The organism is Deltaproteobacteria bacterium, from assembly GCA_009929795.1.
In the GTDB taxonomy this organism is placed as follows: domain Bacteria; phylum Desulfobacterota; class Desulfovibrionia; order Desulfovibrionales; family Desulfomicrobiaceae; genus RZZR01.
This window is the reverse complement of the sequence record RZZR01000037.1, coordinates 1-23,781: the sequence shown is the minus strand read 5'-3', so window position 1 is coordinate 23,781 and position 23,781 is coordinate 1. Positions and strand designations below refer to the sequence as shown.

Below are 23,781 nucleotides of genomic sequence, written 5' to 3'. Positions count from 1 at the left end.
TCCAGCCTGTTCACTTTTTCCTCTGTCAACATAAACCCGCTCATGTTCCCCTCCGGTTTTTCAAAGGCCTTACCCCATCATTACCCGGCCATCAAGCCGCACTCTAAAAAAAATTAATCGAGCGTATTTCATAACATATTATTTTTATTAATAATTAAATCCCTCTCCCAAATTCAATGACCTTTCTGCACAATTCAGCGTCGGCCGGACGTCCATAAAACATGGTCAAATCTTCGTCCCCATATCCGGCCCGCAAGGCCATGGTTGCCAGACTCCGAAGCGAAGTGCGGTTCCTACCGTATATATGTCCACGAAAAAAATTCTCATCCGAGGCCTTAACCGCGGTTCCTGCCAGGCAAAACTCACCCGAATCCATACGCCCCTGAAGAATCGTCTCCAATTCGGAACATTTCATCAGGCGCGGTATCGTCAAGGGCCTTGGCTTGGGGCCTAGTTCGAAACACTGGACAATGGACTGACCTTGCCTCGCCTGGATTGCGACCCAGGTTTTCCCTTGTCGAGACAGCCCGGAACTGACTTCCTCGGCCCAAAGCTCCAAACTGGATACAGAGGCCGTCGGCAGTTCAGTTGACTTGGCCAAACCATAGACGAAAGACGCTGTGATCCTGATGCCGGTGAAACTGCCTGGGCCAACCACGACCGCCACGCCGTGCAGGTCATGCGGTTTCACCCCAGCCACGTCAAGAACCCTCTGGGTCATGACACCAACAAAGGCCATGGCTCGACCTTGGCCGAACCGCTCCTCTCCGTAGAGCATTCCCCGCTGTCCGGCGGCCAAGACGACTTGGACATGGGAATCGGTGGCATTGACGGCCAGATACATCGACTACCGAAAAGTACGCAGTATGTCGTTGAACGTCGCCAGAACCATAAGCCCAACCAAGGCGGCCAGGCCGACACGGACGGCCGCCTGTCGCATCCGTTCGTTCAAGGGACGACCTCGGATCATTTCGATAGCATAAAAGAGAATATGTCCACCGTCCAGAACCGGAATGGGCAAGAGGTTGAGAAGACCTAGATTGACACTGATCAGAGCCGCCAACGAAAAAAGATGGATAACGCCGTTTTCAACTTGTTCAGCCACCAACTGGGCGATCATGATCGGCCCACCGACATTGTCTAGGGGAACGACCCGCTGTACCAACTTGACAAGTCCGAGCACGGTCAGACGAATGAGCATCCAGGTTTGAACCAGCCCGGCCTCGGCCGATGCCAAAAGGCCCAGCGGGATGTCCACCACTTCACCGGACGGAGTGACTCCGATCATGGGAATCATCTTCGACTCGCCAAAAATATTTTTGCGATCCTGCATCATCGGCGTGACGCTGACCCTCATAACCTGACCGCCCCGTTCCAGTTCGAGCATCAAAGTCCGGCCGCCGCTGTCTTGGACATGATTCAGAAGGTCACTCCAATATGGAGCAGAAAGGCCGTCGATGGAAACGATCAAGTCCCCGGGCTCGATGCCGGCTCTCTGGGCCGCGCTGTCCTCCTGAACCGTTCCGATCCTGGGGACCAACTCCGCCTGCCCGTTGGCCCAGAATATGCCCCAGAATATGAACCAGGCCAGGACAAAATTGAAGATCGGCCCGGCAGCCACGATGGCCATCCTTTGCCAAGCCGGACGAAGTGCGAAGCTGGCCGCATCAGGATAGCCCTCGTCAGGACCTTCGTCTCCCACAAGGCGGACGTAGCCGCCCAACGGGACGGCCGACACCCGGTAGTCGGTCATTCCTCGTTTCCAACCCAGCAGGCGGGGACCAAATCCGAGGGAAAAGCACTTCACTCCGACCCCCAGCATCCTGGCGACGGCATAGTGGCCGAGTTCATGGAAAAAGATGAGCAGACCGAGGACGAAAACAACGGCGGCCGCGCTCTGGACGAATGAGATCATGATCGAATAACGCCTCCCGAATCGAGCATTTCCGTGGCCAGTCGTCTGGTATCCGCGTCCATGGCCAAAATCTCGTCGACATTCCTGGCCGGAGCAGGCCGATGGGCGTCCAATGCCCGACGGGAAATGTCCACGATGGCGGTAAAAGGTATTCTGCCGTCCAAAAAGGCCTGCACGGCCACTTCATTGGCCGCGTTCAAAACTACTGGGAAGTCAGGCCCGGCGGCAATGGCTTCCCTGGCCAGACGCAAGGCAGGGAATACGTCCTCTCGAGGCCGCTCGAATGTCAGGGCGCCAACTTCGAAAAAATCGAGAGGGTTCACCCCGGCCGGGCCCCGGAGAGGGAAATGTAACGCATAGGAAATCGGGATTCTCATGTCCGGCGGACCCATCTGAGCAAGAACTGAACCGTCCCGGTACTGGATCATCGAATGGACGATGCTCTGCGGATGGATGAGGATCTCGATCATGCTCACTCCGCAGTCGAAAAGGTAGACCGCCTCGATCAACTCGAGTCCCTTGTTCATCAATGTGGCCGAATCGATGGTGATTTTAGGCCCCATGGCCCAGTTCGGATGCCGAAGGGCCTGCGCCGGGGTAACCTCCTGCAAGGCATCCGGACCATAAGACCGGAACGGGCCGCCCGAGGCCGTGAGGAGTATGCGGTCCACCTCCCGGGGGTTGTGCCCCTGCAGGGCCTGGAACAGGGCATTGTGCTCCGAGTCCACCGGGAGGATAACCGCCCCTGAGCGGACGCAGACCTTCTTGATCACCGGCCCGGCCAGAACCATGGATTCCTTGTTGGCAAGGGCCACGACCTTTCCGGCCTCGATTGCGGCCAAAGTCGGCGCCAAACCTGCCGCGCCGGCCTGGGCCGAAAGAACCATGTCGGCATCCGGATGCCCGGCCATTGCGCAATACCCTTCGGCGCCGGACAGAATCTCCGGCTTGTAGTCTCGGGGAAGAAGCCCGCGTAGGGAACTCTCGTCTTCAGGTTCCAGCACGGACAGAATGGTCGGCCTCCAGGTTGCGGCCTGTTCGGCCAGAAGTTTCAAATTCCTGGCCCCAGCCAGGCCGAGGACTTCAAAGGCACCGGTATCGCGACGAATCACGTCCAGGGCCGACCGGCCGATGCTTCCGGTCGAACCGAGGATCACGATCCTGCGCCTTGGGCGGGCCAGCAGGGAGGAAACATCAAGACGGGAGATATAGCCCATGCGCATGAGTCAATCCTCTAGTGAAACGGATGAAATGCCCTGGCCAGCAGATAGACCGGCAGGCAAAAGAGAATACTATCAATGCGGTCCAGGATGCCTCCGTGTCCTGGAAGGAAGGGGCCGGAGTCTTTTTTCCCGGCCCATCGCTTCAGGCCGGACTCGAAAAAATCACCAAGCTGGGCCCCAAGATTGAGAATAATCCCAAAGAACACCGCCACCATCACGGAGGTACCGATCCAGAGTCCGAAGGCGACGCATACCGCCACGGTCAGCCCCATACCGCCGAGGGAACCCTCCCAGGTTTTTTTTGGACTGACTGCAGGCCAGATTTTGGAACGCCCCCAGAACCGACCGCAGTAGAACCCTCCAGTATCCGTGGCAAAGGCCGCCAGCAGAACAAGAACGACCTCCGTCCGATCCAGAAACCAGAACAGGCCGAGCATACCTGGTACATAGACCAGTCCAAAGACATAGAAAAAAAACGGTTCCATCCTGGCCGTAGCCGGATCCCGAGACAAGCGGGCCAGGAAGAGAACCGCGGAAGTCGCCAATGCCCAAAACAACAGCCACGGTAAAACCGCCTCCCTGGGAAGCCATGGAAGCAGGGCCATGGTCGATGCAGTCAGGATGGTTCCGACCCATTTGAGTGAGATTTCTTCGCGAGCCCCCCAGACAAGGCCATAGAGCTCCCAAAGTCCAAGGCAGGAAACCGGAATGAGGGCCAGGACAAATGCCGACCCACCCCAAAAAAGGATGCCGCCAAGTACCGGCAAAAGTACAATTGAGGTCAGAATTCGCCGCCGATGGGAGTTTTCGGCCGGTGCTTGGGCCTGTTCAGTTGGTCCCTGCATGTATCTCCTCCTCGGAGTCCGAATCCAAACCTCCGAAGCGCCTCCTGCGTTGACGGAAGGTGGCGATGATTTCGTCCAGCTCCCGGGGCGTGAAGTCCGGCCACAGAGTGTCCGTAAAAAACAGCTCGCTGTAGGCGGCCTGGAAAAGAAGGTAATTACTGAGACGGATCTCGCCGCTCGTCCTGATGATCAGGTCAGGATCCGGCTGCCCTGCCGTGTAGAGGTTCGAGGAAAACACATCCTCATCGATCCTGTCCGGGGGTATCTTGCTGGCAACGATAGTCCGGCATGCCCTGACGATCTCGTCCCGGCCGGAGTAGTTCAGGGCCATGTTCAGGACCATTCCGCTGTTCCCTGCCGTCGTCCGGCAGGCGTGGCCCACGGCGGTCCTGGTGGCCAGGGGCAATGGGCCGGTGTCTCCGAGAACAATAAGACGAATGTTCTGCTCCATGAGCGAATTCAGCTCCCGTTGCACGAACGAACGAAGCAGATCGAAGAGGAAAGACACTTCCGAGCCCGGACGCCTCCAGTTCTCCTTGGAAAAAGCGTACAGGGTTAAATACCCGAGGCCCCTGTTCCGACAATGCCGAACGATCTCCCTGGCAGCGTCGGCCCCGGCCCGATGGCCTTCGCTTCGGGAAAGGCCACGACTGCTGGCCCAACGGCCGTTGCCGTCCATGATGCATGCCAGATGATTGATATGTGGGTGGGTCTGGGTCATTGTTCGATGGTTGTTCCCAACTTGAAACGTGACGACCGGCCATCCTGTCGGATTTGGCCGGCCGAACATTGGCATATGGAGTCGGGTCCGCGAGGAGGCCTTCTCGCGGCCGCCCAGGTTCAGATCTCCATGATCTCTTTTTCCTTTTCGGCCAGGACCTCGTCAGATTTTTTGACATACCCGTCCGTGAGGGTCTGGATCTCACTCTGACCGGTATGCATTTCGTCTTCGGAAATCTCCTTGTCGTTCTTCATCTTCTTCAACTTGTCATTGAGTTCTCTGCGGACGGTCCGAATGGCAACCTTGCAGTCCTCGGTGAACTTCTTGGCCACCTTGACCAGGTCCTTGCGGCGCTCCTCGGTCAGAATCGGCAGGCTGATGCGGATGGTCTTGCCGTCATTGACCGGGTTGAGGCCGAGGTCGGATTTCTGGATGGCTTTTTCAACCTCTCCGAAGGCGTTTCTATCCCAGGGCTGGATGCTGATGGTCCGACTATCCGGTACGGTGACCGAAGCCAGTTGATTGATCGGAGTGGGGGTTCCGTAGTAATCGACACGGATATCGTCCACCAAGGTCGTGGTGGCCCGACCCGTTCTAAGCTTGCCGAATTCCCGGCTAAGGGTGTCGATGGCCTTCTGCATCCTCTCACGGCACTCTTTGTACACTGCATCCATGGCTACTCTCCTTTTACAGTCGTCCCGACACTGTCGCCCATGACGACCCTCCTGATGTTCCCCTTGCGGAAAAGGTTGAACACGACAATGGGCAGGTCGTTGTCCATGCACAGGGAGATGGCCGCCGAATCCATGACCCGAAGTCTTTGCTGCAGGACCTCTATGTGGGTCAAACGATCGTACCGGACCGCGTCGGCATACTTTTCAGGATCCTTGTCATAGACCCCGTCAACCCTGGTGGCCTTAAGGATGGCCGTGGCCTTGAGCTCCAAGGCCCGGATCACCGCGGCCGTATCAGTGGTGAAATACGGAATCCCGGTCCCAGCGGCGCAGATGACCACCCGTCCCTTTTCCAGATGCCGAACGGCACGGCGCCGGATATAGGGTTCGGCCACCTCCTGCATGCTGATGGCCGTCATCACTCGGGTCGGTACACCCATTTTCTCCATGTGGTCCTGGACCGCCAAGGCATTCATGACCGTGGCCAGCATGCCCATGTAGTCGGCCGAGGCCCGATCCATGCCCTGAGAGGAGGCCGACACCCCCCGAAAAATATTGCCACCCCCGATGACGATGCTCATCTGAACGCCAAGGTTGGCCACCTCGACCAATTCCTCACTCACGGATCGGATGGTTTCTGGATCGATGCCAAATCCGCGTTCCCCGGCCAGGGCTTCCCCGCTCAGCTTAAGAAGAATCCTAGAGTACTGCAATTGTGACATTTGAATCCTGTCTGTCTGATTGGTGCGTGACGCTTACAGGAAAATTGGGCAAAAAAAAAGGGGCCAAAGGCCCCCTTTGTTGTCGGCTGCTACTCAGCCCCCAGAACCATACGATGAAACCGTCCGATTTGGATGTTCTCACCCAGGGTGGCCACCAAGTCGTTGACCAGGTCTTGAATGGTCTTAGAATCATCCTTGATAAAGGCCTGGTCCAGAAGACAGACTTCCTTGCAGAATTTCTTCAGCCGACCTTCGACGATCTTCTCGGCGATGTTTGCCGGCTTCCCTTCGTCCAGAGCCTGGGCCATATAGATCTCTTTTTCCTGGGCCAGAACCTTTTCAGGAATCTCGTCGGAACTTACGCAAAGCGGAGAAGCCGCCGCGATCTGCATGGCAATGTCTTTGGCGGTAGCCAGAAACAGCTCGTTCTTGGCCACGAAATCCGTCTCACACTTCAGCTCGACCATGACTCCGATCTTGCCGTTGGAGTGAATGTACGAACCAATCCAGCCTTCCGATGTCGCTCGACCGGCTTTTTTCTGGGCCTTGGCCAGCCCTTTTTCGCGAAGCCACGCCACGGCGCGCTCATCGTCCCCGTTGCACTCCACCAAGGCCTTCTTACAATCCATCATTCCCGCCCCAGTCTTGTCGCGAAGGGCCTTGACCATCTGTGCTGAAATGCTCATTTACGATCATCCTCCTCATTATCATCGTCGGTATCGACATTGGCTGATACCGTCTTCTCGGAAACGGGTTCGGACTTTTTCGACGCGGCCGATTCCTTCCTCCTGCCCTGCCCCTCAAGGCACGCATCGGCAATGGCCCCGGCAAAAAGCTTGATGGCCCGAATCGCATCGTCATTTCCAGGAATGATGTAATCGATCACATCGGGATCGCAATTGGTGTCGACCACGGCCACGATCGGTATCCCAAGCTTGCGGCATTCCTTGACTGCGATCTCCTCCCGGTTAGGATCAATGATAAAGACGGCGCCGGGCATCTTCTCCATGTCCTTGATACCGCCAAGCACGTCGTTCAGCTTGGAAACCTCCCGACTCATCCCCAGCACCTCCTTCTTCACGAAGCGTTCGGTGCTTCCATCCTCGAACATGGTTTCGAGCTTCTTGAGACGATCGACACTCCGGCTGATTGTCTGAAAATTCGTCAATGTCCCGCCCAACCACCTGTTGGTAACAAAAAACATGCCGGCCCGCTCGGCCTCGGCACGGACCACGTCCTGGGCTTGGCGCTTGGTGCCGACGAAGATGACCTGCTCTCCCTCGGCCACGGTGTCGGCCACGAAATCATAGGCATCCTGAAAAAGCTTGACGGTCTGCTGCAAATCGATGATGTGAATCCCCTTGCGCGCACCGAAAATATAAGGACGCATCTTGGGATTCCACCTCCGAGTCTGGTGGCCGAAGTGGACTCCGGTCTCCAGCATCTCCTTCATAGTGACATAGCCCATACTACTGAACCTCCTGGGTTTTTCCTCCGCCCGGGCCGTCCATAACCTGGACACCCAATTATCTCCGGGCGTGCGGGATGAAAGCGTATGAAAATATACGTTCCTTCCGGTGTTGGCAAGAAAAAAATTGGCGGGTCGCCAAATCACTTGACAGAACACCCACCCGGTGATGTAGAAGCCCTCCTGATCGAGCGGATGTAGCTCAGTTGGTAGAGTACAAGCTTCCCAAGCTTGGTGTCGCGGGTTCGACCCCCGTCATCCGCTCCACTCCTTGAATCAATGAACCTGTGGTTTTCATCGGGAGTGGGCCGATTCGGCCCACTTTTTTTTTAGCACAAGCCTTCGTGCCACCGGAAACTCACGGTGCAAAGGCCCAAAAAGCCCGCCCGGCTCCAGCTTAGCGCGCACGAGCGGAGGCTTCTATGTCCGACCAAACGTATACAGCCCCCGACCGCGTACAGGCCCTGATCGCCCCCATATGCATCGACCTCGGCCTCGACCTCTGGGGCGTCGAGTGTCATACAGCCCCGGGGCGGACCGGAGTCCTCAGGATCTATGTGGACGAGCCCGGAGGAGTGAGCGTGGAGCGGTGTGCCGAATTGAGCCGTAAGATCGGGTTGCTCCTCGACGTTGAGGACGTCATGCCCGGACGGTATAGATTGGAGGTTTCATCGCCGGGAATGGAACGACGATTTTTCGAGCCTGGACAGTTGGCCGGCTACGTGGGCGAAACGGTTCTCGTCCGCCTGCAGATCCCCCGCCAAGGGGCCAAGACCTTCCGGGGGGCCCTTGATGCCGTTCTCGACGATGGAATCTTTCGCATCAAAGCCGAACAGGGGACCGAAACGTTTGCATGGAACGAAATCAAGAGCGTCAACTTGGTCGTCGATGATCCTTTCCACCGCGAGCGTACGTCGACCAGTCCGAATAACGACGGTGACTTTGCCGACCGTTCGTCGGCAAAGCGATCGGAGAAACCATGAGTATGAACATTGAGCTGAAAAAAGCCATCGACCAAATTAGCAAGGACCGCGGCATTGACCGCGATCTTCTCGTGGACACCCTAGAACAGGCCATCAGAGCCTCGGTGGCCAAAAAATACGGAGACGACCTCGACATTGAGGTCAGCTTCAACGAGGAAACCGGGAACATCGACGTCTACCAGTTCAAGATTGTCGTCGAGGAGCTAGCCGATCCCAACACCGAGATCGTCCTGGCCGAAGCCCGCGAGCATGATCCCAACGTCGAGATCGACGACGAGATGGGCTTCAAAATGGTCGTCTCTGACCTCGGCCGCATCGCTGCCCAGGCGGCAAAGCAGGTCATTATCCAGCGGATGCGGGATGCCGAACAGGAAATCATCTACGAGGAATACAAGGACCGTGTCGGAGAAATCGTGAGCGGGATTATCCAACGACGTGACCGGTCCGGATGGATCATCAACCTTGGCCGGACCGAGGCCCTCCTTCCCAGGGAACAGCAAATACCCAAGGAACGGTTTCGCCAGGGTGACCGGGTCCAGGCCTATGTCATCGAGGTTCGCAAGGAGGGCCGAGGCCCGCAGATCATCGTCTCCAGGTCCCACACCGACTACATGTCCGCCCTGTTCCGCCGTGAAGTACCCGAGGTAGCCGACCACACAGTCAGGATCATGGGCGTTGCCAGGGATCCCGGCCTACGGGCCAAGGTCGCCGTGCTCTCGACCGATTCCGACGTCGATCCGGTCGGGGCCTGCGTCGGGGTCAAGGGATCCAGGATTCAGAACATCGTCCAGGAATTCCGCGGGGAACGCATCGACATCGTCCTCTGGCACCCGGAGATCGCCACCTATGCGGTCAACGCTCTCTCTCCGGCCCGAATATCCAAGATCATGGTCGATGACGACAATAAGTCTCTGGAGGTCGTGGTGCCCGACGACCAGCTCACGCCCGCCATCGGCCGCAAAGGACAGAACGTGAAGCTCGCCTCCCGGCTTTTGGGGTGGCACATTGATGTCTTCACCGAAACGAAGTTCGGGACCCTGCATCCCGGCTCGCAAGGCCTGGAACAGGTCGCCAGCGTCGCCGATCTACCCGTGGACAACTTCCTTCAGGCTGGCATCACCAGGATCGAAGACCTGGCGGCACTCAGCGACGACGAACTGCTCCAGCAGATCGCGGGCCTGAACGAGACCAATCTGGTCGGAATCAAGGCTGCCCTGAACCTCCTGCTCAAGGCCCCGGCAGAGCCCAAGGATGGAGACTTCGAAGAAGACGGACAGGAAGACCAAGGAGCTCCAAAACCGGACCGAGAGGATGATGGCCCGGAAAAGACCGACGAGGAGCCGACAGGCCCTGATAAGTGAAACGAGATACAACAACCGGGGACCGCGCACCCGGTCACGTTCCGGTCCGCATGTGCGTCATCTGCCGACAGCGGTTTTCAAAGTCGGAGCTGACCCGGTATGTTCGGATCATGAACGGAAGCGACAAACTGGTTCCAGACCTCACAGGACGCGCACCGGGCAGGGGATTCTACCTCTGCGCGAACGAGGCGTGCAAGGTCAAGATGGCCGCCTTCGGGGCGGCTCGAAAGAAACGTAGGGGGTAGCGAAAGGCATGGGTGCGAAAATTCGGGTCAGGGATCTTTCCCTGAAGCTGGGCATATCGAACAGGGAACTCATCGGCCTGCTTCGGGAACTCAATGTGAGCGTCAAGAGCCACATGAGCGGACTGACCGATGCCGAGGCCCAAGCGGCAGAGGAAAAATTCAAGAATCGGGCCGAAAAACCCCGGGTCGAGGAACGTAAGGTCCGCCCAGGGGTCATTGTCCGCCATCGCTCTCGCCGGGACGCACGGCCGGAAAAGAATCAGGACGAGGTCCAGGACGCCCGGACCGAGGCTCGCCCGGAGGAAGATCTGCCCGTCGAAGCGGCTCCTGCCGCCGAACCGGCCCGGATCCGCCACCAAGGGGCCCGAATCGTCGTTCCCGTGGCCAGCCGGGAGGAGAAGCCTCCTGCCGAGACCTCCCCCAAGCCGGAGGGCACCGCCATCCCCGATGTGTTTGTGCCTCAGGTGGAAGAAACCGCCGCCGAAGCGGTCGAACATCCGGAAGTTGCGACGCCAGACAAAGACGTCCAGGCCCAGGAGCCGCCAACTGCCCCCGTCGATGGCGGGGAGCCCGCCAAGACCAAGAAAAAGGTCAAAAAGAAAAAGGACCGGCCCGCTCCACAGGTCCGCATCATTTCCATCCCCGATCCCGTCGAGGTCGCCCCCGCGGCAAAGATTGACGAGGCCGAAGCCGATCCTAAGGTGCAACGAGGAGAGCGTGACGCCGCTGCCAAAAAACGCAAGGTCCGTAAAGGCAAACGTATAGTCGACACGTCCAAAATGTACCATGACCATCGTGAAAACGCCATTCCGACCTTAACTGGCCAGAAAGGGATTCGGCTCGGCAAAAAGGGCAAGGCCGGCCAAGACCAGCGGGATGCCAAATCCAAGATCACAACCCAACCCATCAAGGCATCCAAAAGAAAAATCCGGATCGACGAGGTCATTAGGCTGGCAGATCTAGCCCAGCAAATGGGCATCAAGGCCCAGGATCTCATCAAGACCCTGCTGGGCATGGGCACCATGGCCACCATCAACCAGTCCATCGACATGGAAACCGCGGCCCTTCTCGCCTCCGAGTACGGCTACGAAGTCGAGAACGTCGGTTTTTCCGAAGACGACTACCTCCTGCCCAAGGAGGAGGACAAGACAGAGGACCTGAGGCCCAGGCCCCCGGTGGTTACCATCATGGGCCATGTAGACCACGGCAAGACCTCCCTCCTCGACGCCATCCGTACCTCCAGGGTCACGGACAGCGAGGCCGGTGGCATCACCCAGCACATTGGGGCCTACCACGTCCGGACCAAACGAGGAGAAATCGTTTTTCTTGACACTCCAGGCCACGAGGCCTTCACCGCCATGCGAGCCCGAGGAGCCCAGGTCACCGACCTAGTCATCCTCGTGGTTGCCGCCGACGATGGAGTCATGGAGCAGACCAGGGAGGCCATCAACCACTCCAAGGCCGCCAAGGTGCCCATCGTCGTGGCCGTGAACAAGATCGACAAGGAAGGGGCCAATCCTGAACGGGTCATGCGCGAACTGGCTGACCACGGGCTTGTCCCCGAGGCCTGGGGCGGCGACACGATTTTCTGTGAGGTTTCGGCCAAAAAACTGGTAGGCATCGACGAACTTCTGGAGCTTGTCTTGCTTCAAGCTGAAGTCCTTGAGCTTCGGGCCAACCCGAACAAGCCAGGCCGGGGGCACATCGTGGAAGCCCGCCTGGACAAGGGACGAGGCCCGGTGGCCACGGTTCTGATAAAGGAAGGAACCATCTCCCAGGGCGACCCCTTTGCCTGCGGGCTCTTCAGCGGCAAGGTCCGGGCCCTGTTCAACGACCAAGGACGCAAGATCAACTCGGCAGGGCCATCCATTCCCGTCGAGATCCAAGGCTTCGAGGGAGTACCCGAGGCCGGCGATGAATTCGCCGTCCTGATTGACGAACGTATGGCCCGCAAAATCGCCGAAAGCCGTCAAAGCAAGCAGCGGGAAAAGGATCTCTTCAAGGAAAGCAAGATAACCCTGGAAAAATTCCTGGCCACAAAGGCCGACGAGGAGGTCAAAAACCTGAACCTCGTGGTCAAGGCCGACGTCCAGGGTTCCCTGGAGGCCGTTGTCGAGTCCTTGCACAAGCTTTCCACGGACGAAATCAAGGTCCAGGTCATCCACGGCGGTGCCGGAGCCATCACCGAGTCTGACATCATGCTGGCATCGGCCTCCTCGGCCATCATCCTTGGCTTCAACATCAGGCCCACGGCCAAGATCAAGGAAATCGCCGATCAGGAAAAAATTGAAATCCGGTTCTACGATATCATCTACAAGCTGGTCGGAGAAATCAAGGATGCCATGTCCGGCATGCTCTCCCCGGAAATCAAAGAGGTCTACCTCGGCCAGGCCGAAGTGCGCCAGACCTTCAGCGTGCCCAAGGCCGGGACGGTGGCCGGGTGCGCCGTTGTTGACGGCAAGCTCCAGCGCAACGCCCGCATCAGACTTCTCCGCGACGGCGTGGTCATCTACACCGGAAAGCTCAGCTCCCTGAAACGCTTCAAGGACGACGTCAAGGAAGTCACCAAGGGCTTCGAGTGCGGATGCGGCCTCGAGAACTACAACGACATCAAGGTCGGGGACATCATCGAGGCCTTTGATCAGGTCGAGGAAAAACGAACGCTGGATTAAACGAGTCATGGCGATCTCAGGCGCCAATTATGGGCCAGTACGAGTTACGCCGCGACGGACCTGGATCTGGGAAGCATATGCTCATCGGCGCCCTGACGCTAAAATTCAGGCTGCACGACATCCGGTCTCTCAAGGACAAGCGGAACATCGCCAACAGTCTGAAGGCCAAGCTCAGAAACTCCTTCAATGTTTCCGTGGCCGAAGTCGGGGACAGTGACGACTGCGACGCCTTGCTTCTGGCCGTGGTCCATGTCTCCAACTCCAAACAGAGGGTCGAGGCCCAGCTCAACAAGGCCCTGGCCATGGTTGAGGCCGTCAGTTCAGAAGAGCTGACCGATGTTTCCGTCGAGGTCTTCGGGGCCTAATGTTAGCCTGGCACCGGAGCCTAGCCTTAAACTCAAACCAGAACGCCATCTTGGAGCGGAATCATGCACAGAGCGCAGGGGCGGCGAGCGTCCCGGATGGCCGATCAGGTCATGCAGGAAATTGCCAGGATACTGGTCGAAGAAATCGAGGACCCTCGTCTGGCCTTCGTGACCGTGACCGGCGTCCGCATGAACAAGGACTTCTCCATAGCCGAGGTTCTGTTCACACATTTCCAAGGCGAGGAAAAGGCCGCGGAAATCATCGAGGCCTTCGGCGGAGCCCAGGGTTTTCTCCGGTCGCGCCTTGGATCCTGTCTCCGGCTGCGGACCGTTCCCGAGCTTCGGTTCGCCTGGGACACATTTCTCAAAGAGATGATATATGGACAGGAATTTGAACGACCTGATCCGCATTCTGAACGATAAAGACGAATTCCTGGTCACAGCCCACGAGAATCCGGACGGCGACGCCGTCGGATCCATGGCCGCCATGGGCGGGATCCTGGACGCCATGGGTAAGCGATACGTCGTGTTCAACGGTTCCGGCATGCCCGAGCGTCTAGCCTGGATGAAAATGCCTTCCCCGCTTCAGGACGACCTGGGGACCTTTCAGCCCCAGTGCATGCTGGTTCTGGATTGCGGGGCCCGCGACCGGGCCGGCAAGATCGTTGAGGCCCTCATGGAACATGTCGTCACTGTGAACATCGACCACCATCTCGGCAACTCCATGTTCGGCCATGTCAATTGGGTGGAGCCAACCATGTCCTCGGTGGGCGAGATGATTGGCACCCTGGCCCTGGCCCTGGACGTCCCTCTGTCCGGCGGCATAGGTCAGGGAATATTCCTGGCCATGGTCAGCGACACCGGTTCCTTCAGCTACGGCAATACACGCCCCGAGACACTGGACATGGCTTCGGCGATTCTTCGCCTGGGGCTGGACCTGAACTGGTTTACGGGGCAGATGGAACGTCAGTCCTCTCTGGCCAAGATCCGACTTCAGGGCGAGGTCCTTCGCCGGGCCGAGCTTCTCTGCGGCGGCCGTGTGGCTATGATCGCGGTCTCCCTGAACGACTTCGCCACCACCGGAGCCAGAGCCGAAGACTGCGAAGGGCTGGTCAACCAAGTTCGGTCCATCCGCGGCGTCGATGTGGCTGTCAGCCTGCGAGAGGACGAGCCCCGCAAGGTCAAGTTCAGCCTCCGCTCCTGGGGTGAGGTCGATGTCCGAAGAGTGGCCGAGGCCTTCGGGGGCGGCGGACACCGCAACGCCTCCGGTGGAGCCATCCAGGCTCCCTTGGCTCAAGCCAGGGACGCCATGGTCAGAACCCTGGACAAGACCCTGGCGAACTGACATGTCTGGAAGTCGCAGGTGGGAGCCCCAACTTGACGGTCTGCTGGTCCTGAACAAGCCGAGCGGCCCGACCTCGACGGACTGTCTGAACACTCTGAAACGTCGGTTCGGGCAGAAGAAAATCGGCCACGCCGGCACGTTGGATCCCCTGGCCGCGGGTGTGCTCCTCGTTCTGTTTGGACAGGCCACCAAAATGGCTTCCTACCTGACCGAGGAAAAGAAGACCTATGCCGGCGTCATGGTCCTTGGCCTTGAAACCGACTCATACGACATCCAGGGTCGGGTTCTCGAGGAGAGACCGTGGCAGGACGTTCATGAGGACATGGTACATTCCGAAATCCGGGCTTGGCAGGACCTTGAGGACCAGGAAGTGCCTCCGGTGTCCGCGGCCAAATACAAGGGTCGACCATTGTATGCTCTGCAACGGGCCGGCCTGGACGTCCCGGTCAAAATCAAAAGGATTCGGATCCATCAGGCGGAGGTCATCGGGGTCGACCTCCCCCGGGTCCGGTTCCGGGTCACCTGCTCCCAGGGCACATATGTGCGCTCCCTGGTCCACAGCTTGGGGAAGCGACTTGGTGTCGGGGCAGTGTTGACGGAACTCGTTCGCGAGGCTTGCCATCCGTATGGATTGGCTCAGGCCAGGTCCCTGGATGAAGTGCTCGAGCATGACAAAGACGCGTTGGGTTCCCTGCTGATCCCTCTGTCTGAGGTTCTTCCTCACTGGAAGACTACCCGGCTCGACCAGGCACAGACGCTGGCCATCCGCCAAGGGGTCCGGCTTCCGGCTGACAGTGAGGGCATCAAGGCCAATGAACCCGGTGAGCGGAGGCTGTTTCATGCTTCGGACGGCTCACCCATCGCCATGGTCGAGGCCGTTTTGCAAGAAAACCGGACCCGCTGGTCCATTCTTCGCGGACTGTGGTCGGACGAAGAACCGGCCCAAAAAACTGAATAGAACCAACGGCCCCCATCACGATTTTCAAGGAGGATATCGCTGTGGTCATGACACCAGAGGAAAAGAACAAGATCATCGAGGAATTTCGGCACAAGGAAGGCGACACGGGATCGCCGGAGGTCCAGGTGGCCCTTCTGACCTCCCGCATCACCTACCTGACCGAGCACTTCAAGGTCCACAAAAAGGACTTCCATTCCCGCAATGGTCTCCTCAAGCTCGTCGGCAAGAGAAGAAAGCTCCTCAAGTATCTCAAGGACAAGGATATCCAGAGATACAGGGAACTGATCGCCAGACTCGGCATACGCAAATAACAACGCTCATACGGGGCGCCGACCGATTCGGCGCCCCGCTCAAATCGCTGCTTCCTGACGGAGCAGAATCGTTTTCGACGTGAACAAGGAATAATTATGTCATCAAAGATTTTCGAGACCACCACCCTCCAGGTCGGCCAAGGCGAAGGCGCCATAACTTTCGAGCACGGCAAGCTGGCCCTTCAGGCCCATGGTGCCGTCACCGTTCAATGCGGCGAAACCATCGTCCTTGTGACGGCGGTCACCCAGGCGGCCTTCCGGGAGGTGGACTTCATGCCGCTGACCGTCAACTACCAGGAAATGTCCTATGCGGCCGGTCGAATCCCCGGAGGCTATTTCCGACGCGAAATTGGACGGCCCAGCGACCGGGAGACCCTGGTTTCCCGCCTCATCGACCGCCCTATCCGCCCCCTTTTTCCGGACGGATTCCGTGACGAGGTCCAGATCATCGCCACGGTCATCTCGGCCGACCCCTTTTTCGATCCCGATGTCCTGGCCATCACCGGAGCCTCGGCCGCCATGCACATCTCCAAGATCCCATTTTTGGGACCCATTGCCGGCGCCCGCATCGGGTATATTGACGATCACTTCGTCATCAATCCCAATAGGCTCGATCTCCAAAAAAGCCTGCTGAATCTCGTTGTGGCCGGGTCCAAGGACGCTATCGTCATGGTCGAGGGCGGCGGGAACTTCGTTTCCGAGAGCCTCATGGCCGAGGCCATATCCTGGGCCCACGAACAGATCCAACCCCTTTTGCTCGCCCAGGAGGAACTTCGGGAAAAGCTCGGGCAGGATAAAATCGCCATCGAAATCCCGGCCGTTGACACCCAGCTCCTCGACCGCGTCCGGTCACTGGCCGCGGCCCCCATGGCCGAGGCCTTGTCGGTGCCGGAAAAGATGGCCCGAAAGCAGGCCAAGTCCGAGGTCCGAGAATCGGTCCTGACCGCTCTGGCCACGGAATTCGAGGACGAGCCCGATCGTCTGAAGCCTGCCAAGTCCATGCTCGAGGAATTGGAAAAGGAGATCGTCCGGGAAAAGATCCTCACCCGGGGCGTGCGCATCGACGGCCGGGACACCAAGACGGTCCGGCCTCTCGGCATTGAGACCGGCCTCCTCCCCAGGGCCCACGGGTCATCCCTGTTCGCCCGCGGCGAAACCAAGGCCCTCTGCATTGCCACCCTGGGCAGCACCCGGGACGAGCAGCGCATCGAGACCCTGACCGGAGAGGTCACCAAGCGTTTCATGCTCCATTACAACTTCCCGCCCTATTGCGTGGGCGAGGCCAAGATGCTCCGCAGCCCGTCCCGACGCGAAGTCGGACACGGCACCCTGGCCGAACGGGCACTGACTCCGGTCCTGCCCACCGCCGAGGACTTTCCCTTTACCATGCGTATCGTTTCCGAGGTCATGGAAAGCAACGGGTCCTCGTCCATGGCTTCGGTCTGCGGGGCCTCTTTGGCCCTCATGGACGCCGGTGTTCCGGTTTCGGCCCCTGTGGCCGGCATTGCCATGGGCCTCATCAAGGAGGGCGAGAAATGCGTCGTCCTGACCGATATCCTCGGTGACGAAGACCACCTGGGCGACATGGACTTCAAGGTCGCCGGGACGGCCGAGGGCGTGACCGCCATCCAGATGGACATCAAGATCGGTGGAATTCCCACCGAGGTCATGGCCCAGGCCCTAGAACAGGCCCGTGATGCCCGCCTCCACATCCTGGCGGAAATGGCCAAGGTCCTGGACAAGCCCAGGGCCGAGCTGTCCAAGTACGCCCCTCAGATGGAAGTGGTCCGCATCGACACGGCCAAGATCAAGGATGTCATCGGACCCGGCGGCAAGAACATCAAGGCCATCACCCTGGCCACCGAGGCCTCCATCGACATCGACGACTCGGGCCTCATCTCCATTTTCGCCCCGACCCTGGAAAGCCTGGCCAAGGCCAAGGAAATGGTCCTCTTCTACGACCAGAGGCCCGAACTGGGTACGGATTACGAAGGCCCGGTCAAGAAGGTCATGGATTTCGGTGCCTTTGTCGAAATCCTGCCCGGAGTCGAGGGGCTGGTCCACATTTCCCAGCTCGCCCGGGATCGAGTGGAACAGGTTACGGACGTGGTCCGCGAAGGCGACCGCATCAAGGTCAAGGTCATCGAGATCGAACCCGGCGGGCGCCTGCGCCTCAGCCGTCAGGCCGTCCTCATGGAGGAGGCCGGCGAGACCTTTGATCTTGAGGCCGCGGCCCGACCGGCCCGCACCGGCGGGGGCGGAGGCCGGAGGCCGTCCGGCGGGGACAACCGCCGGGGTGGCGGCTCCCGAGGTCCGCGACGATAAGTAGAATGTCGATCAAAGGCGCTCTCCGGAGCGCCTTTTCCATTTTATGAACAAAGAAACGACCTCCCATCCTGTCCGTCACATCCGCATCGGCCCGGAACAGGAGGGCCAAAAAATCCTGGTCTTCCTGGAGTCCCTCTTCCAGGGCCAAGTCCCGCGCTCGGCCATCCAAAGGCTCATTCGGACCGGTCAGGTCCGCCTGGACGGCGGACGGGTCAAGCCCTTTGACCGGGTCCGGGCCGGGCAGAACCTCCGGGTTCCTCCGGTGAAAATGCAGGCCGCATCCACCCAAGACCCTGTCGGCCGGGTCCCCATTCTCCATGCCGACGCAGACCTCTTCGTCATTGACAAACCCCGGGGAATTCCTGTCCATCCAGGTTCGGGCTGGAACGATTCCATCATCGGGCGTCTGCGGTCCATGTTCCCGGACGATTCCTTTGCCCCAGTTCCGGTTCATCGACTCGATAGGGACACCTCGGGCCTGCTCCTGGTAGCCAGATCCTTTTCCTTTCTCCGCCACATGCAGACGCTCTGGCAGGAGCATCTCGTTGGCAAGCACTACCTGTGCTGGTGCCGGAACGCCTCGGCCCTTCAGGGAACGGCGATCCTTGAAGACCGCCTTCGGTTGACCGGAGGCCCAGGAAAAGAAAAGATGGCTTCGGGCCAGGGACAGGTCTGCCAAATGACCGCCACTGTCCTGCGGACCACCCCCCGCAACCATGGCCTGATCCTGGTTCGCCTCCTGACGGGCCGCAAGCACCAGATCCGGGCCCAGCTCGGCCTTCGCGACCACCCCATCGTCGGGGACGCCAAGTACGGCGACCGGCCCTGGCCCCATGGCCTTCTCCTCCATTCCTGTTGCCTGGTCTGGGAGAACAGGGCCTTCATTTCCCGTCCCCCCTGGCCCGAGCCCTGGCAGGTCACGTCAGAGGACTGGACACTGGCCATGAAGATAGCTCACCCTATTAGCGCCGGACAACATCCATGACCAAGACATCCACATCCGCCACCATTCATCTCGACATTGAAGGCATGCACTGCGCCGCCTGCTCGGCCCGCATCGAGCGGGTCGTCGGCAAAATGCCCGGGGTGATCTCGGCCCGGGTCAACCTGGCCAGCGGGACCGGAACCTTTGTTCTGGAAACTGGCATGGTCGACACCCAGGACATCCAAACCGCCATCAAGGGTCTGGGATTCACCGCCAGGATGGCCGCAGACCCTCAAGCGGACTTTGAACGCCGCCAAAAAGAGGCCCAGACAAGGCTTTCGGCCATGCAGGCCGAACTGCTCCCGGCCTTTGGGTTCAGCCTGCCCCTGGTTCTCGTCGCCATGGGCCCCATGATGGGCCTGCCCCTGCCCGAATTCCTGAGCCCAGAGGCCTCGCCCAGAGCCTTCGCCCTGACCCAGCTTCTCCTCTGCCTGCCCGTCGTCTGGATCGGTCGCGGCTTCTACCTTCGCGGTTTTCCGGCCCTGGCCCGGCGTTCCCCGGACATGGACAGCCTAGTGGCCCTGGGCACCGGGGCCGCCTTTGCCTACTCCGTCTGGAACACGGCCGCCATCGTCCTGACCGGCTCGGCCCATCTGGCCCACGACCTCTATTTCGAGTCCGCGGCCGTGCTCCTGACCCTCATATCCCTGGGCAAATATTTCGAGGCCCGCTCCCGTCTCCAGACCACCAGCGCCATCCAGGGACTTCTGGCCCTGACGCCCAAGACGGCCACGGTCCTTGACGGCCAAAACCGGATCACCGTCCCTGTCGAATCCATCCGGCCCGACGACATGGTTCTGGTCCTGCCCGGCGAGCGCATTCCGGTCGATGGTCTGGTTCGGGAGGGATCCTCGCGCATCGACGAGTCCATGCTCACCGGCGAACCCATGCCCACCTCCCGGGCCCCGGGCCAGAGCGTCTCGGCCGGAACCGTGAACATGACCGGTCCTCTGGTCGTCCAAGCCCGGGAGGTGGGGCCCGACACCCTTCTGGCCGGCATCATCCGCCTGGTCCAGGAGGCCCAGGGCTCCAAGGCCCCCATCGCCGACCTGGCCGACCGGATCAGCTTCTATTTCGTCCCTGTGGTCATGGTCGTAGCCCTGGTTTCCGGTTTGGCCTGGTGGATCGTGGGCGGCGAGAACTTTCCCTTTGCCCTGCGTATCGCCGTGGCCGTCCTGGTCATCGCCTGTCCATGTGCCATGGGCCTGGCCACGCCCATGTCCATCATGGTCGGCACCGGTGTCGGGGCCGGCCTCGGTGTGCTCATCAAGGGCGGGGGCCCGCTCCAGTCCCTGGAATCCATCCGGGCCGTAGTCTTTGACAAAACTGGAACCCTGACCAAGGGCCGGCCCGAAACCGTGGCCGTGGTCCCCCTGTCCGATCGGACCGAACAGGACATCCTGGCCATGGCCGCATCCATCGAGTCCAGGTCCGAGCATCCTCTGGCCCGGGCCGTGCTTCAGGCCGCTGAAAAGGCCGGGATTGGGTTCCCTGCTCCGGAGAACGTCGAGATCTTTCCTGGCATGGGCATCTCAGGTCTGGCCGATGGACGTCGGATTCTGGTCGGCAATCAGGCCCTGATGGATCGAAACGAGGGCCAATGGCAGGAGGAGCACAAAGCCCAGGTCCAGGTCCATTCCCGGGACGGGCACACCGTGATTCTGGTGGCCGAGAACAATGAACCGGCAGGCCTGGTGGTCGTGGCCGACCCGGTCAAGGCCGGGGCCCGGGAGGCGGTGGAGGGTCTGAAGAGGAGGGGGCTGGCCGTGGCCATGCTCACCGGCGACCAGGAATCCACGGCCCGGAGCGTGGCCGCGAGCCTTGGCATAAAAGATGTCTCGGCCGGGGTCCTGCCCGACCGCAAGGTAGGAGCCATCCGGGACCTGCAAGACCGCCTCGGCCCGGTGGCCATGGTCGGCGACGGCATCAACGACGCTCCAGCCCTGGCCCGGGCCCAAGTGGGCCTAGCCATGGCCTCGGGCACGGACATCGCCATGGACGCCGGCGACGTGGTCCTCATGAACGACAATCCCTTGTCCGTGGTCACGGCCATCGACCTTGGCCGGGCCGTCATGACCAACATCCGTCAGAACCTCTTCTGGGCCTTCGCCTTTAACATCCTGGGCATCCCCGTGGCCGCCGGGGTCCTCCACATCTTCGACGGTCCGACCTTGAACCCCATGCTGGCCGGAACGGCCATGGCCCTGAGTTCGACCATCGTGGTCACCAATGCCCTGAGACTCCGGCGATTCAGACCGTCACAGAGGATGGACCCGATCCCCGGCGCCCCGTGATCGCCTGGGCCGGGTTCGACTCGGGCATGCAGGGGAAACGGCACTGAAAATTGGGGAAAAAGGAACCTTCGATCAGAACGTGTAGGCCAAACCCAGGGACAGACGGTAGGCGGCCTTGCTTTCCCGATCGTCATATGAAGGCTTGATGTAGCCCAGCTCGGCCACGGCGGCCAATTCCTCGAAAATGGCGTATCTGGTGTCCAGATCGGCCTCCCACAGACTGTCCTTGCGATGGAAGGTCTGGCCGCAATCCGTATCGCTCGTGCCCCGGGCGTACATTAGGGTCAATGTGTGACACAGGCTCGGAACCAGGGTCAGATTCTTGATCTTCCCGCCCACGGCCCAGAGAGGCGAGACCTCCCAGACACCGCCGTTGCCCCCGCCGTCCAGGAGGGCTGAGCCGTCGTAGAGAAATGTCGTCGCGGCCACGTCCGGGAACAGGGCCGGCATGACCCCCACGACCCCGTCGCTCTTGTCCGTGTCCCCGCTCTGATAGAGCAAAAAGACCTCCGGGGTCATGGACTCCAGAACATAGTCCACAGCCAGGTCCATGACCCAGCCCTGGATCTTTTCCAGGCCCGTGGCCGGATCCCGGTCCTGGGAGAACCGGCCGTACGTGAAGTCGGCCATGACCACCAAGGGGTCGAAGATGGCCGCCCGGGCGCTGGCTCCGGCCCACCAAGCCTTGGCGTTGCCCGTCACCGGAGCCTCCGGCACCCCGGGGTTGGCACTCAGCTTCCGGACCGAGGGCAGATCGTCGCCGACAAAGGCGTGGATGTAATACGGGGTCACCTCCAGACCGTCGACGTGCACGGGGAGGAAGAGCAGGGCCAGATCCAGGGCTTCGCTCGTTTCCGGCTCGTTTGGGCATCCGTTGTAGGGACGGGCCCAGCCTCCGGTCAGACCGAGATGATCTCCGGCCGGGATGGTGGCCAGGATGGCCGTAGCCCGGTCGTCGAAGACGTGGGAACCCAGATTACCCGGGACGACAAAGGGCTGAAGACCCACCCTCAGTCCGGCATCGGAGAGACCCGGCACCCGGAAGTCCACATAGGCCTCCAGGGTCTTGACATTGGCCGATCTGCCTCCGGTGGCCATGCCCGCAGCCGGGTCGCCCCAATGGAAGGTGCTCGCCTCGGCGGCATAGGTGGCCTTCAGATTTTCGCTGACCACGAAATCGAACCACATCCGGATCCGCTGCATGGCCGTGAAGGTCTCCCTGGTTTCGTCGGAAAAGTCCGGTCCGCCCGGAGCGGCGTTGTGCCACCAGCTGAACTGAGTCTTGAACTCCCCCCGGGCCCGGAGTTCGGTCGCTCCGGAATGCTGGCCGGACGCCAGGGCCATAACGAAGGCAAGGATGGCAAAAAAACCGCGCTTCATGGTCCGACTCCTCTGGGAAAATGACAAGGGACCGTCCCCAACTCGTTGACGCACCCCGATCATCGACGGCCCCACCATGCACCCCGAGGCCAGGAGAATCAAGCCCCTGTCCGCATTCAGACCACATGGACCGGATCACTCACCCCCTTGGTCTCCAGAAAATGGGAAACGTCAAGGGGGCTCCGGTCTTTGCGATCGCTGATCGTCCCGGACGATCCTGGAGGATCCGGCCTGGTCGGCCAAATTCGGAACCTTCATGCTGAGTTTCAGGAATCGGGCATAGTTTGACGAGAGGTGCCCGCTGGCCGGGACTGACATCGTCAAGCCATTAATCTCCTCGAAGGGCTTGCCCTTGGCCAAAATCAGAGGTAGGATTTGAGCATATATCTATTCACCCAGCCCCGGAGGCTTCTTGGTCCATCACATCCTGTGCATGATCCGCTTTTCGGCCCTGGCCCTGCTGATCGCCTTGGCCGCGACCCTGTCTCTCCAGGCCTGCGATGGCGGTGGTTCCGGAAATTCTTCGGATTCGGGCACCATCTCAGGCCAGGTGACCGGACTGGATGCCCAGGGAGCCTCGGTCGTGGTCATGAACGCCAATGGCACGATCTTCGGCCGATCCAGCGGTCCCGTTCAGGGCGATGGCCGTTACAGCGTTCCGGTGACTACCTGGCCCTGGCCGGATCATGCCATCATCCAGGTCGAAAAGGATGGCCGCATCCTGCGGGCCGTCGTCCTTGGCTACCCCGGCCAAGGGGCCTACGAGGCCGAAGACACCTTTGTCACTCCGGATACCGAAGCCGCCGTGCTCCTCTGCACCGTGGGCCAAAGGCTGAGCGTTGCCGACTACGTCTTGTTTCTCCAGGCCAGCGTGAACGGCACCTTTGCCCCGGACCTTCGCGATGCCGTGACGTTCCCCTATCGTGATCTCTTGGCCCATGCCTCGGCCTTGGCCGAAGAGTATTTCGAGGGCGAGACAACCACCC

The 23,781-nt window shown here is 60.1% G+C and carries 23 protein-coding genes and 1 tRNA gene; 14 read left to right on the top strand and 10 right to left on the bottom strand.

Annotation, left to right across the window (positions count from 1 at the left end):
- Positions 1-154: 154 nt before the first annotated feature.
- The 9 genes from tsaB to rpsB all read right to left on the bottom strand — a co-directional run bounded on the left by tsaB (position 155) and on the right by rpsB (position 7,568).
- Positions 155-844 carry a tRNA (adenosine(37)-N6)-threonylcarbamoyltransferase complex dimerization subunit type 1 TsaB gene (gene tsaB / locus EOM25_06110; protein NCC24761.1) on the bottom strand — a complete coding sequence of 230 codons (690 nt, stop codon included), beginning with the start codon at positions 842-844 and terminating at the stop codon, positions 155-157.
- A gap of 3 nt (positions 845-847) precedes the next feature.
- The gene (gene rseP / locus EOM25_06105) at positions 848-1,915 is read right to left on the bottom strand and encodes an RIP metalloprotease RseP (GenBank protein ID NCC24760.1); all 1,068 of its coding nucleotides are present in this window, start codon (positions 1,913-1,915) and stop codon (positions 848-850) included.
- A complete protein-coding gene (locus EOM25_06100; protein NCC24759.1) occupies positions 1,912-3,132 on the bottom strand; it encodes a 1-deoxy-D-xylulose-5-phosphate reductoisomerase in 1,221 nt (406 codons plus the stop codon). The genes rseP and EOM25_06100 overlap by 4 nt, the downstream gene beginning before the upstream one ends.
- Positions 3,133-3,149: 17 nt before the next feature.
- A complete protein-coding gene (locus EOM25_06095; GenBank protein NCC24758.1) occupies positions 3,150-3,983 on the bottom strand; it encodes a phosphatidate cytidylyltransferase in 834 nt (277 codons plus the stop codon).
- Positions 3,967-4,704 carry a di-trans,poly-cis-decaprenylcistransferase gene (gene uppS, locus EOM25_06090; protein NCC24757.1) on the bottom strand — a complete coding sequence of 246 codons (738 nt, stop codon included), beginning with the start codon at positions 4,702-4,704 and terminating at the stop codon, positions 3,967-3,969. Before uppS ends, EOM25_06095 begins: the two co-directional genes overlap by 17 nt.
- Before the next feature lie 119 nt (positions 4,705-4,823).
- Positions 4,824-5,378 carry a ribosome recycling factor gene (locus tag EOM25_06085; protein NCC24756.1) on the bottom strand — a complete coding sequence of 185 codons (555 nt, stop codon included), beginning with the start codon at positions 5,376-5,378 and terminating at the stop codon, positions 4,824-4,826.
- Between the two features lie 2 nt (positions 5,379-5,380).
- Entirely contained in the window at positions 5,381-6,100 is a 720-nt protein-coding gene (locus EOM25_06080) for a UMP kinase (GenBank protein NCC24755.1), read from the bottom strand.
- 89 nt (positions 6,101-6,189) lie between these two features.
- Positions 6,190-6,786: a translation elongation factor Ts gene (tsf, locus tag EOM25_06075; protein NCC24754.1), complete on the bottom strand. Its 597-nt coding sequence runs from the start codon at positions 6,784-6,786 to the stop codon at positions 6,190-6,192.
- Entirely contained in the window at positions 6,783-7,568 is a 786-nt protein-coding gene (gene rpsB, locus EOM25_06070) for a 30S ribosomal protein S2 (protein ID NCC24753.1), read from the bottom strand. The genes tsf and rpsB overlap by 4 nt, the downstream gene beginning before the upstream one ends.
- Before the next feature lie 191 nt (positions 7,569-7,759).
- On the opposite strand from rpsB, the gene EOM25_06065 reads away from it, so the two are divergent.
- The 13 genes from EOM25_06065 to EOM25_06005 all read left to right on the top strand — a co-directional run bounded on the left by EOM25_06065 (position 7,760) and on the right by EOM25_06005 (position 21,415).
- Positions 7,760-7,835, top strand: a tRNA-Gly gene (locus tag EOM25_06065).
- 155 nt (positions 7,836-7,990) lie between these two features.
- Positions 7,991-8,551, top strand: coding sequence for a ribosome maturation factor RimP (locus EOM25_06060; GenBank protein ID NCC24752.1), 561 nt, complete (start codon positions 7,991-7,993; stop codon positions 8,549-8,551).
- A gap of 2 nt (positions 8,552-8,553) precedes the next feature.
- Positions 8,554-9,912: a transcription termination factor NusA gene (gene nusA / locus EOM25_06055; protein NCC24751.1), complete on the top strand. Its 1,359-nt coding sequence runs from the start codon at positions 8,554-8,556 to the stop codon at positions 9,910-9,912.
- A 50-nt stretch (positions 9,913-9,962) separates the two neighbouring features.
- The gene (locus EOM25_06050) at positions 9,963-10,157 is read left to right on the top strand and encodes a YlxR family protein (protein ID NCC24750.1); all 195 of its coding nucleotides are present in this window, start codon (positions 9,963-9,965) and stop codon (positions 10,155-10,157) included.
- A gap of 8 nt (positions 10,158-10,165) precedes the next feature.
- The gene (locus EOM25_06045) at positions 10,166-12,829 is read left to right on the top strand and encodes a translation initiation factor IF-2 (GenBank protein ID NCC24749.1); all 2,664 of its coding nucleotides are present in this window, start codon (positions 10,166-10,168) and stop codon (positions 12,827-12,829) included.
- A 77-nt stretch (positions 12,830-12,906) separates the two neighbouring features.
- Positions 12,907-13,194, top strand: coding sequence for a DUF503 domain-containing protein (locus EOM25_06040; protein NCC24748.1), 288 nt, complete (start codon positions 12,907-12,909; stop codon positions 13,192-13,194).
- A gap of 63 nt (positions 13,195-13,257) precedes the next feature.
- Positions 13,258-13,617 carry a 30S ribosome-binding factor RbfA gene (gene rbfA / locus EOM25_06035; GenBank protein ID NCC24747.1) on the top strand — a complete coding sequence of 120 codons (360 nt, stop codon included), beginning with the start codon at positions 13,258-13,260 and terminating at the stop codon, positions 13,615-13,617.
- On the top strand, positions 13,574-14,539 hold the full coding sequence (locus tag EOM25_06030) for a bifunctional oligoribonuclease/PAP phosphatase NrnA (protein ID NCC24746.1): 966 nt from the start codon (positions 13,574-13,576) through the stop codon (positions 14,537-14,539). Before rbfA ends, EOM25_06030 begins: the two co-directional genes overlap by 44 nt.
- 1 nt (position 14,540) lies before the next feature.
- Positions 14,541-15,497 (top strand): tRNA pseudouridine(55) synthase TruB, encoded by a 957-nt coding sequence (gene truB, locus EOM25_06025; protein NCC24745.1) that lies wholly within the window; start codon positions 14,541-14,543, stop codon positions 15,495-15,497.
- A gap of 41 nt (positions 15,498-15,538) precedes the next feature.
- Positions 15,539-15,808, top strand: coding sequence for a 30S ribosomal protein S15 (locus EOM25_06020; GenBank protein NCC24744.1), 270 nt, complete (start codon positions 15,539-15,541; stop codon positions 15,806-15,808).
- A 96-nt stretch (positions 15,809-15,904) separates the two neighbouring features.
- A complete protein-coding gene (gene pnp / locus EOM25_06015) occupies positions 15,905-18,133 on the top strand; it encodes a polyribonucleotide nucleotidyltransferase (GenBank protein ID NCC24743.1) in 2,229 nt (742 codons plus the stop codon).
- A 46-nt stretch (positions 18,134-18,179) separates the two neighbouring features.
- Entirely contained in the window at positions 18,180-19,121 is a 942-nt protein-coding gene (locus EOM25_06010) for an RluA family pseudouridine synthase (protein ID NCC24742.1), read from the top strand.
- Positions 19,118-21,415, top strand: coding sequence for a copper-translocating P-type ATPase (locus EOM25_06005; GenBank protein ID NCC24741.1), 2,298 nt, complete (start codon positions 19,118-19,120; stop codon positions 21,413-21,415). Before EOM25_06010 ends, EOM25_06005 begins: the two co-directional genes overlap by 4 nt.
- A 72-nt stretch (positions 21,416-21,487) precedes the next feature.
- Here EOM25_06005 and EOM25_06000 read toward each other — a convergent pair whose 3' ends face one another.
- A complete protein-coding gene (locus tag EOM25_06000; GenBank protein ID NCC24740.1) occupies positions 21,488-22,795 on the bottom strand; it encodes a hypothetical protein in 1,308 nt (435 codons plus the stop codon).
- Between the two features lie 412 nt (positions 22,796-23,207).
- Between EOM25_06000 and EOM25_05995 the strand changes: the two genes are divergently transcribed.
- Positions 23,208-23,781, top strand: a 574-nt coding sequence (locus EOM25_05995) for a hypothetical protein (protein ID NCC24739.1), incomplete at its 3' end; no start/stop codon positions are given.

Excerpts from the sequence above, each read along its gene's own strand:
- EOM25_06000 (NCC24740.1), bottom strand. The coding sequence starts at position 22,795 with ATGAAGCGCGGTTTTTTTGCCATCCTTGCCTTCGTTATGGCCCTGGCG.
- tsf (NCC24754.1), bottom strand. The coding sequence starts at position 6,786 with ATGAGCATTTCAGCACAGATGGTCAAGGCCCTTCGCGACAAGACTGGG.
- EOM25_06045 (NCC24749.1), top strand. The coding sequence starts at position 10,166 with ATGGGTGCGAAAATTCGGGTCAGGGATCTTTCCCTGAAGCTGGGCATA.
- EOM25_06040 (NCC24748.1), top strand. The coding sequence starts at position 12,907 with ATGCTCATCGGCGCCCTGACGCTAAAATTCAGGCTGCACGACATCCGG.
- rseP (NCC24760.1), bottom strand. The coding sequence starts at position 1,915 with ATGATCTCATTCGTCCAGAGCGCGGCCGCCGTTGTTTTCGTCCTCGGT.
- rpsB (NCC24753.1), bottom strand. The coding sequence starts at position 7,568 with ATGGGCTATGTCACTATGAAGGAGATGCTGGAGACCGGAGTCCACTTC.
- EOM25_06005 (NCC24741.1), top strand. The coding sequence starts at position 19,118 with ATGACCAAGACATCCACATCCGCCACCATTCATCTCGACATTGAAGGC.
- EOM25_06100 (NCC24759.1), bottom strand. The coding sequence starts at position 3,132 with ATGGGCTATATCTCCCGTCTTGATGTTTCCTCCCTGCTGGCCCGCCCA.
- EOM25_06030 (NCC24746.1), top strand. The coding sequence starts at position 13,574 with ATGGACAGGAATTTGAACGACCTGATCCGCATTCTGAACGATAAAGAC.
- pnp (NCC24743.1), top strand. The coding sequence starts at position 15,905 with ATGTCATCAAAGATTTTCGAGACCACCACCCTCCAGGTCGGCCAAGGC.
- EOM25_06060 (NCC24752.1), top strand. The coding sequence starts at position 7,991 with ATGTCCGACCAAACGTATACAGCCCCCGACCGCGTACAGGCCCTGATC.
- uppS (NCC24757.1), bottom strand. The coding sequence starts at position 4,704 with ATGACCCAGACCCACCCACATATCAATCATCTGGCATGCATCATGGAC.
- EOM25_06085 (NCC24756.1), bottom strand. The coding sequence starts at position 5,378 with ATGGATGCAGTGTACAAAGAGTGCCGTGAGAGGATGCAGAAGGCCATC.
- tsaB (NCC24761.1), bottom strand. The coding sequence starts at position 844 with ATGTATCTGGCCGTCAATGCCACCGATTCCCATGTCCAAGTCGTCTTG.
- EOM25_06050 (NCC24750.1), top strand. The coding sequence starts at position 9,963 with ATGTGCGTCATCTGCCGACAGCGGTTTTCAAAGTCGGAGCTGACCCGG.
- EOM25_06095 (NCC24758.1), bottom strand. The coding sequence starts at position 3,983 with ATGCAGGGACCAACTGAACAGGCCCAAGCACCGGCCGAAAACTCCCAT.
- EOM25_06080 (NCC24755.1), bottom strand. The coding sequence starts at position 6,100 with ATGTCACAATTGCAGTACTCTAGGATTCTTCTTAAGCTGAGCGGGGAA.
- rbfA (NCC24747.1), top strand. The coding sequence starts at position 13,258 with ATGCACAGAGCGCAGGGGCGGCGAGCGTCCCGGATGGCCGATCAGGTC.
- nusA (NCC24751.1), top strand. The coding sequence starts at position 8,554 with ATGAACATTGAGCTGAAAAAAGCCATCGACCAAATTAGCAAGGACCGC.
- truB (NCC24745.1), top strand. The coding sequence starts at position 14,541 with ATGTCTGGAAGTCGCAGGTGGGAGCCCCAACTTGACGGTCTGCTGGTC.
- EOM25_06010 (NCC24742.1), top strand. The coding sequence starts at position 18,180 with ATGAACAAAGAAACGACCTCCCATCCTGTCCGTCACATCCGCATCGGC.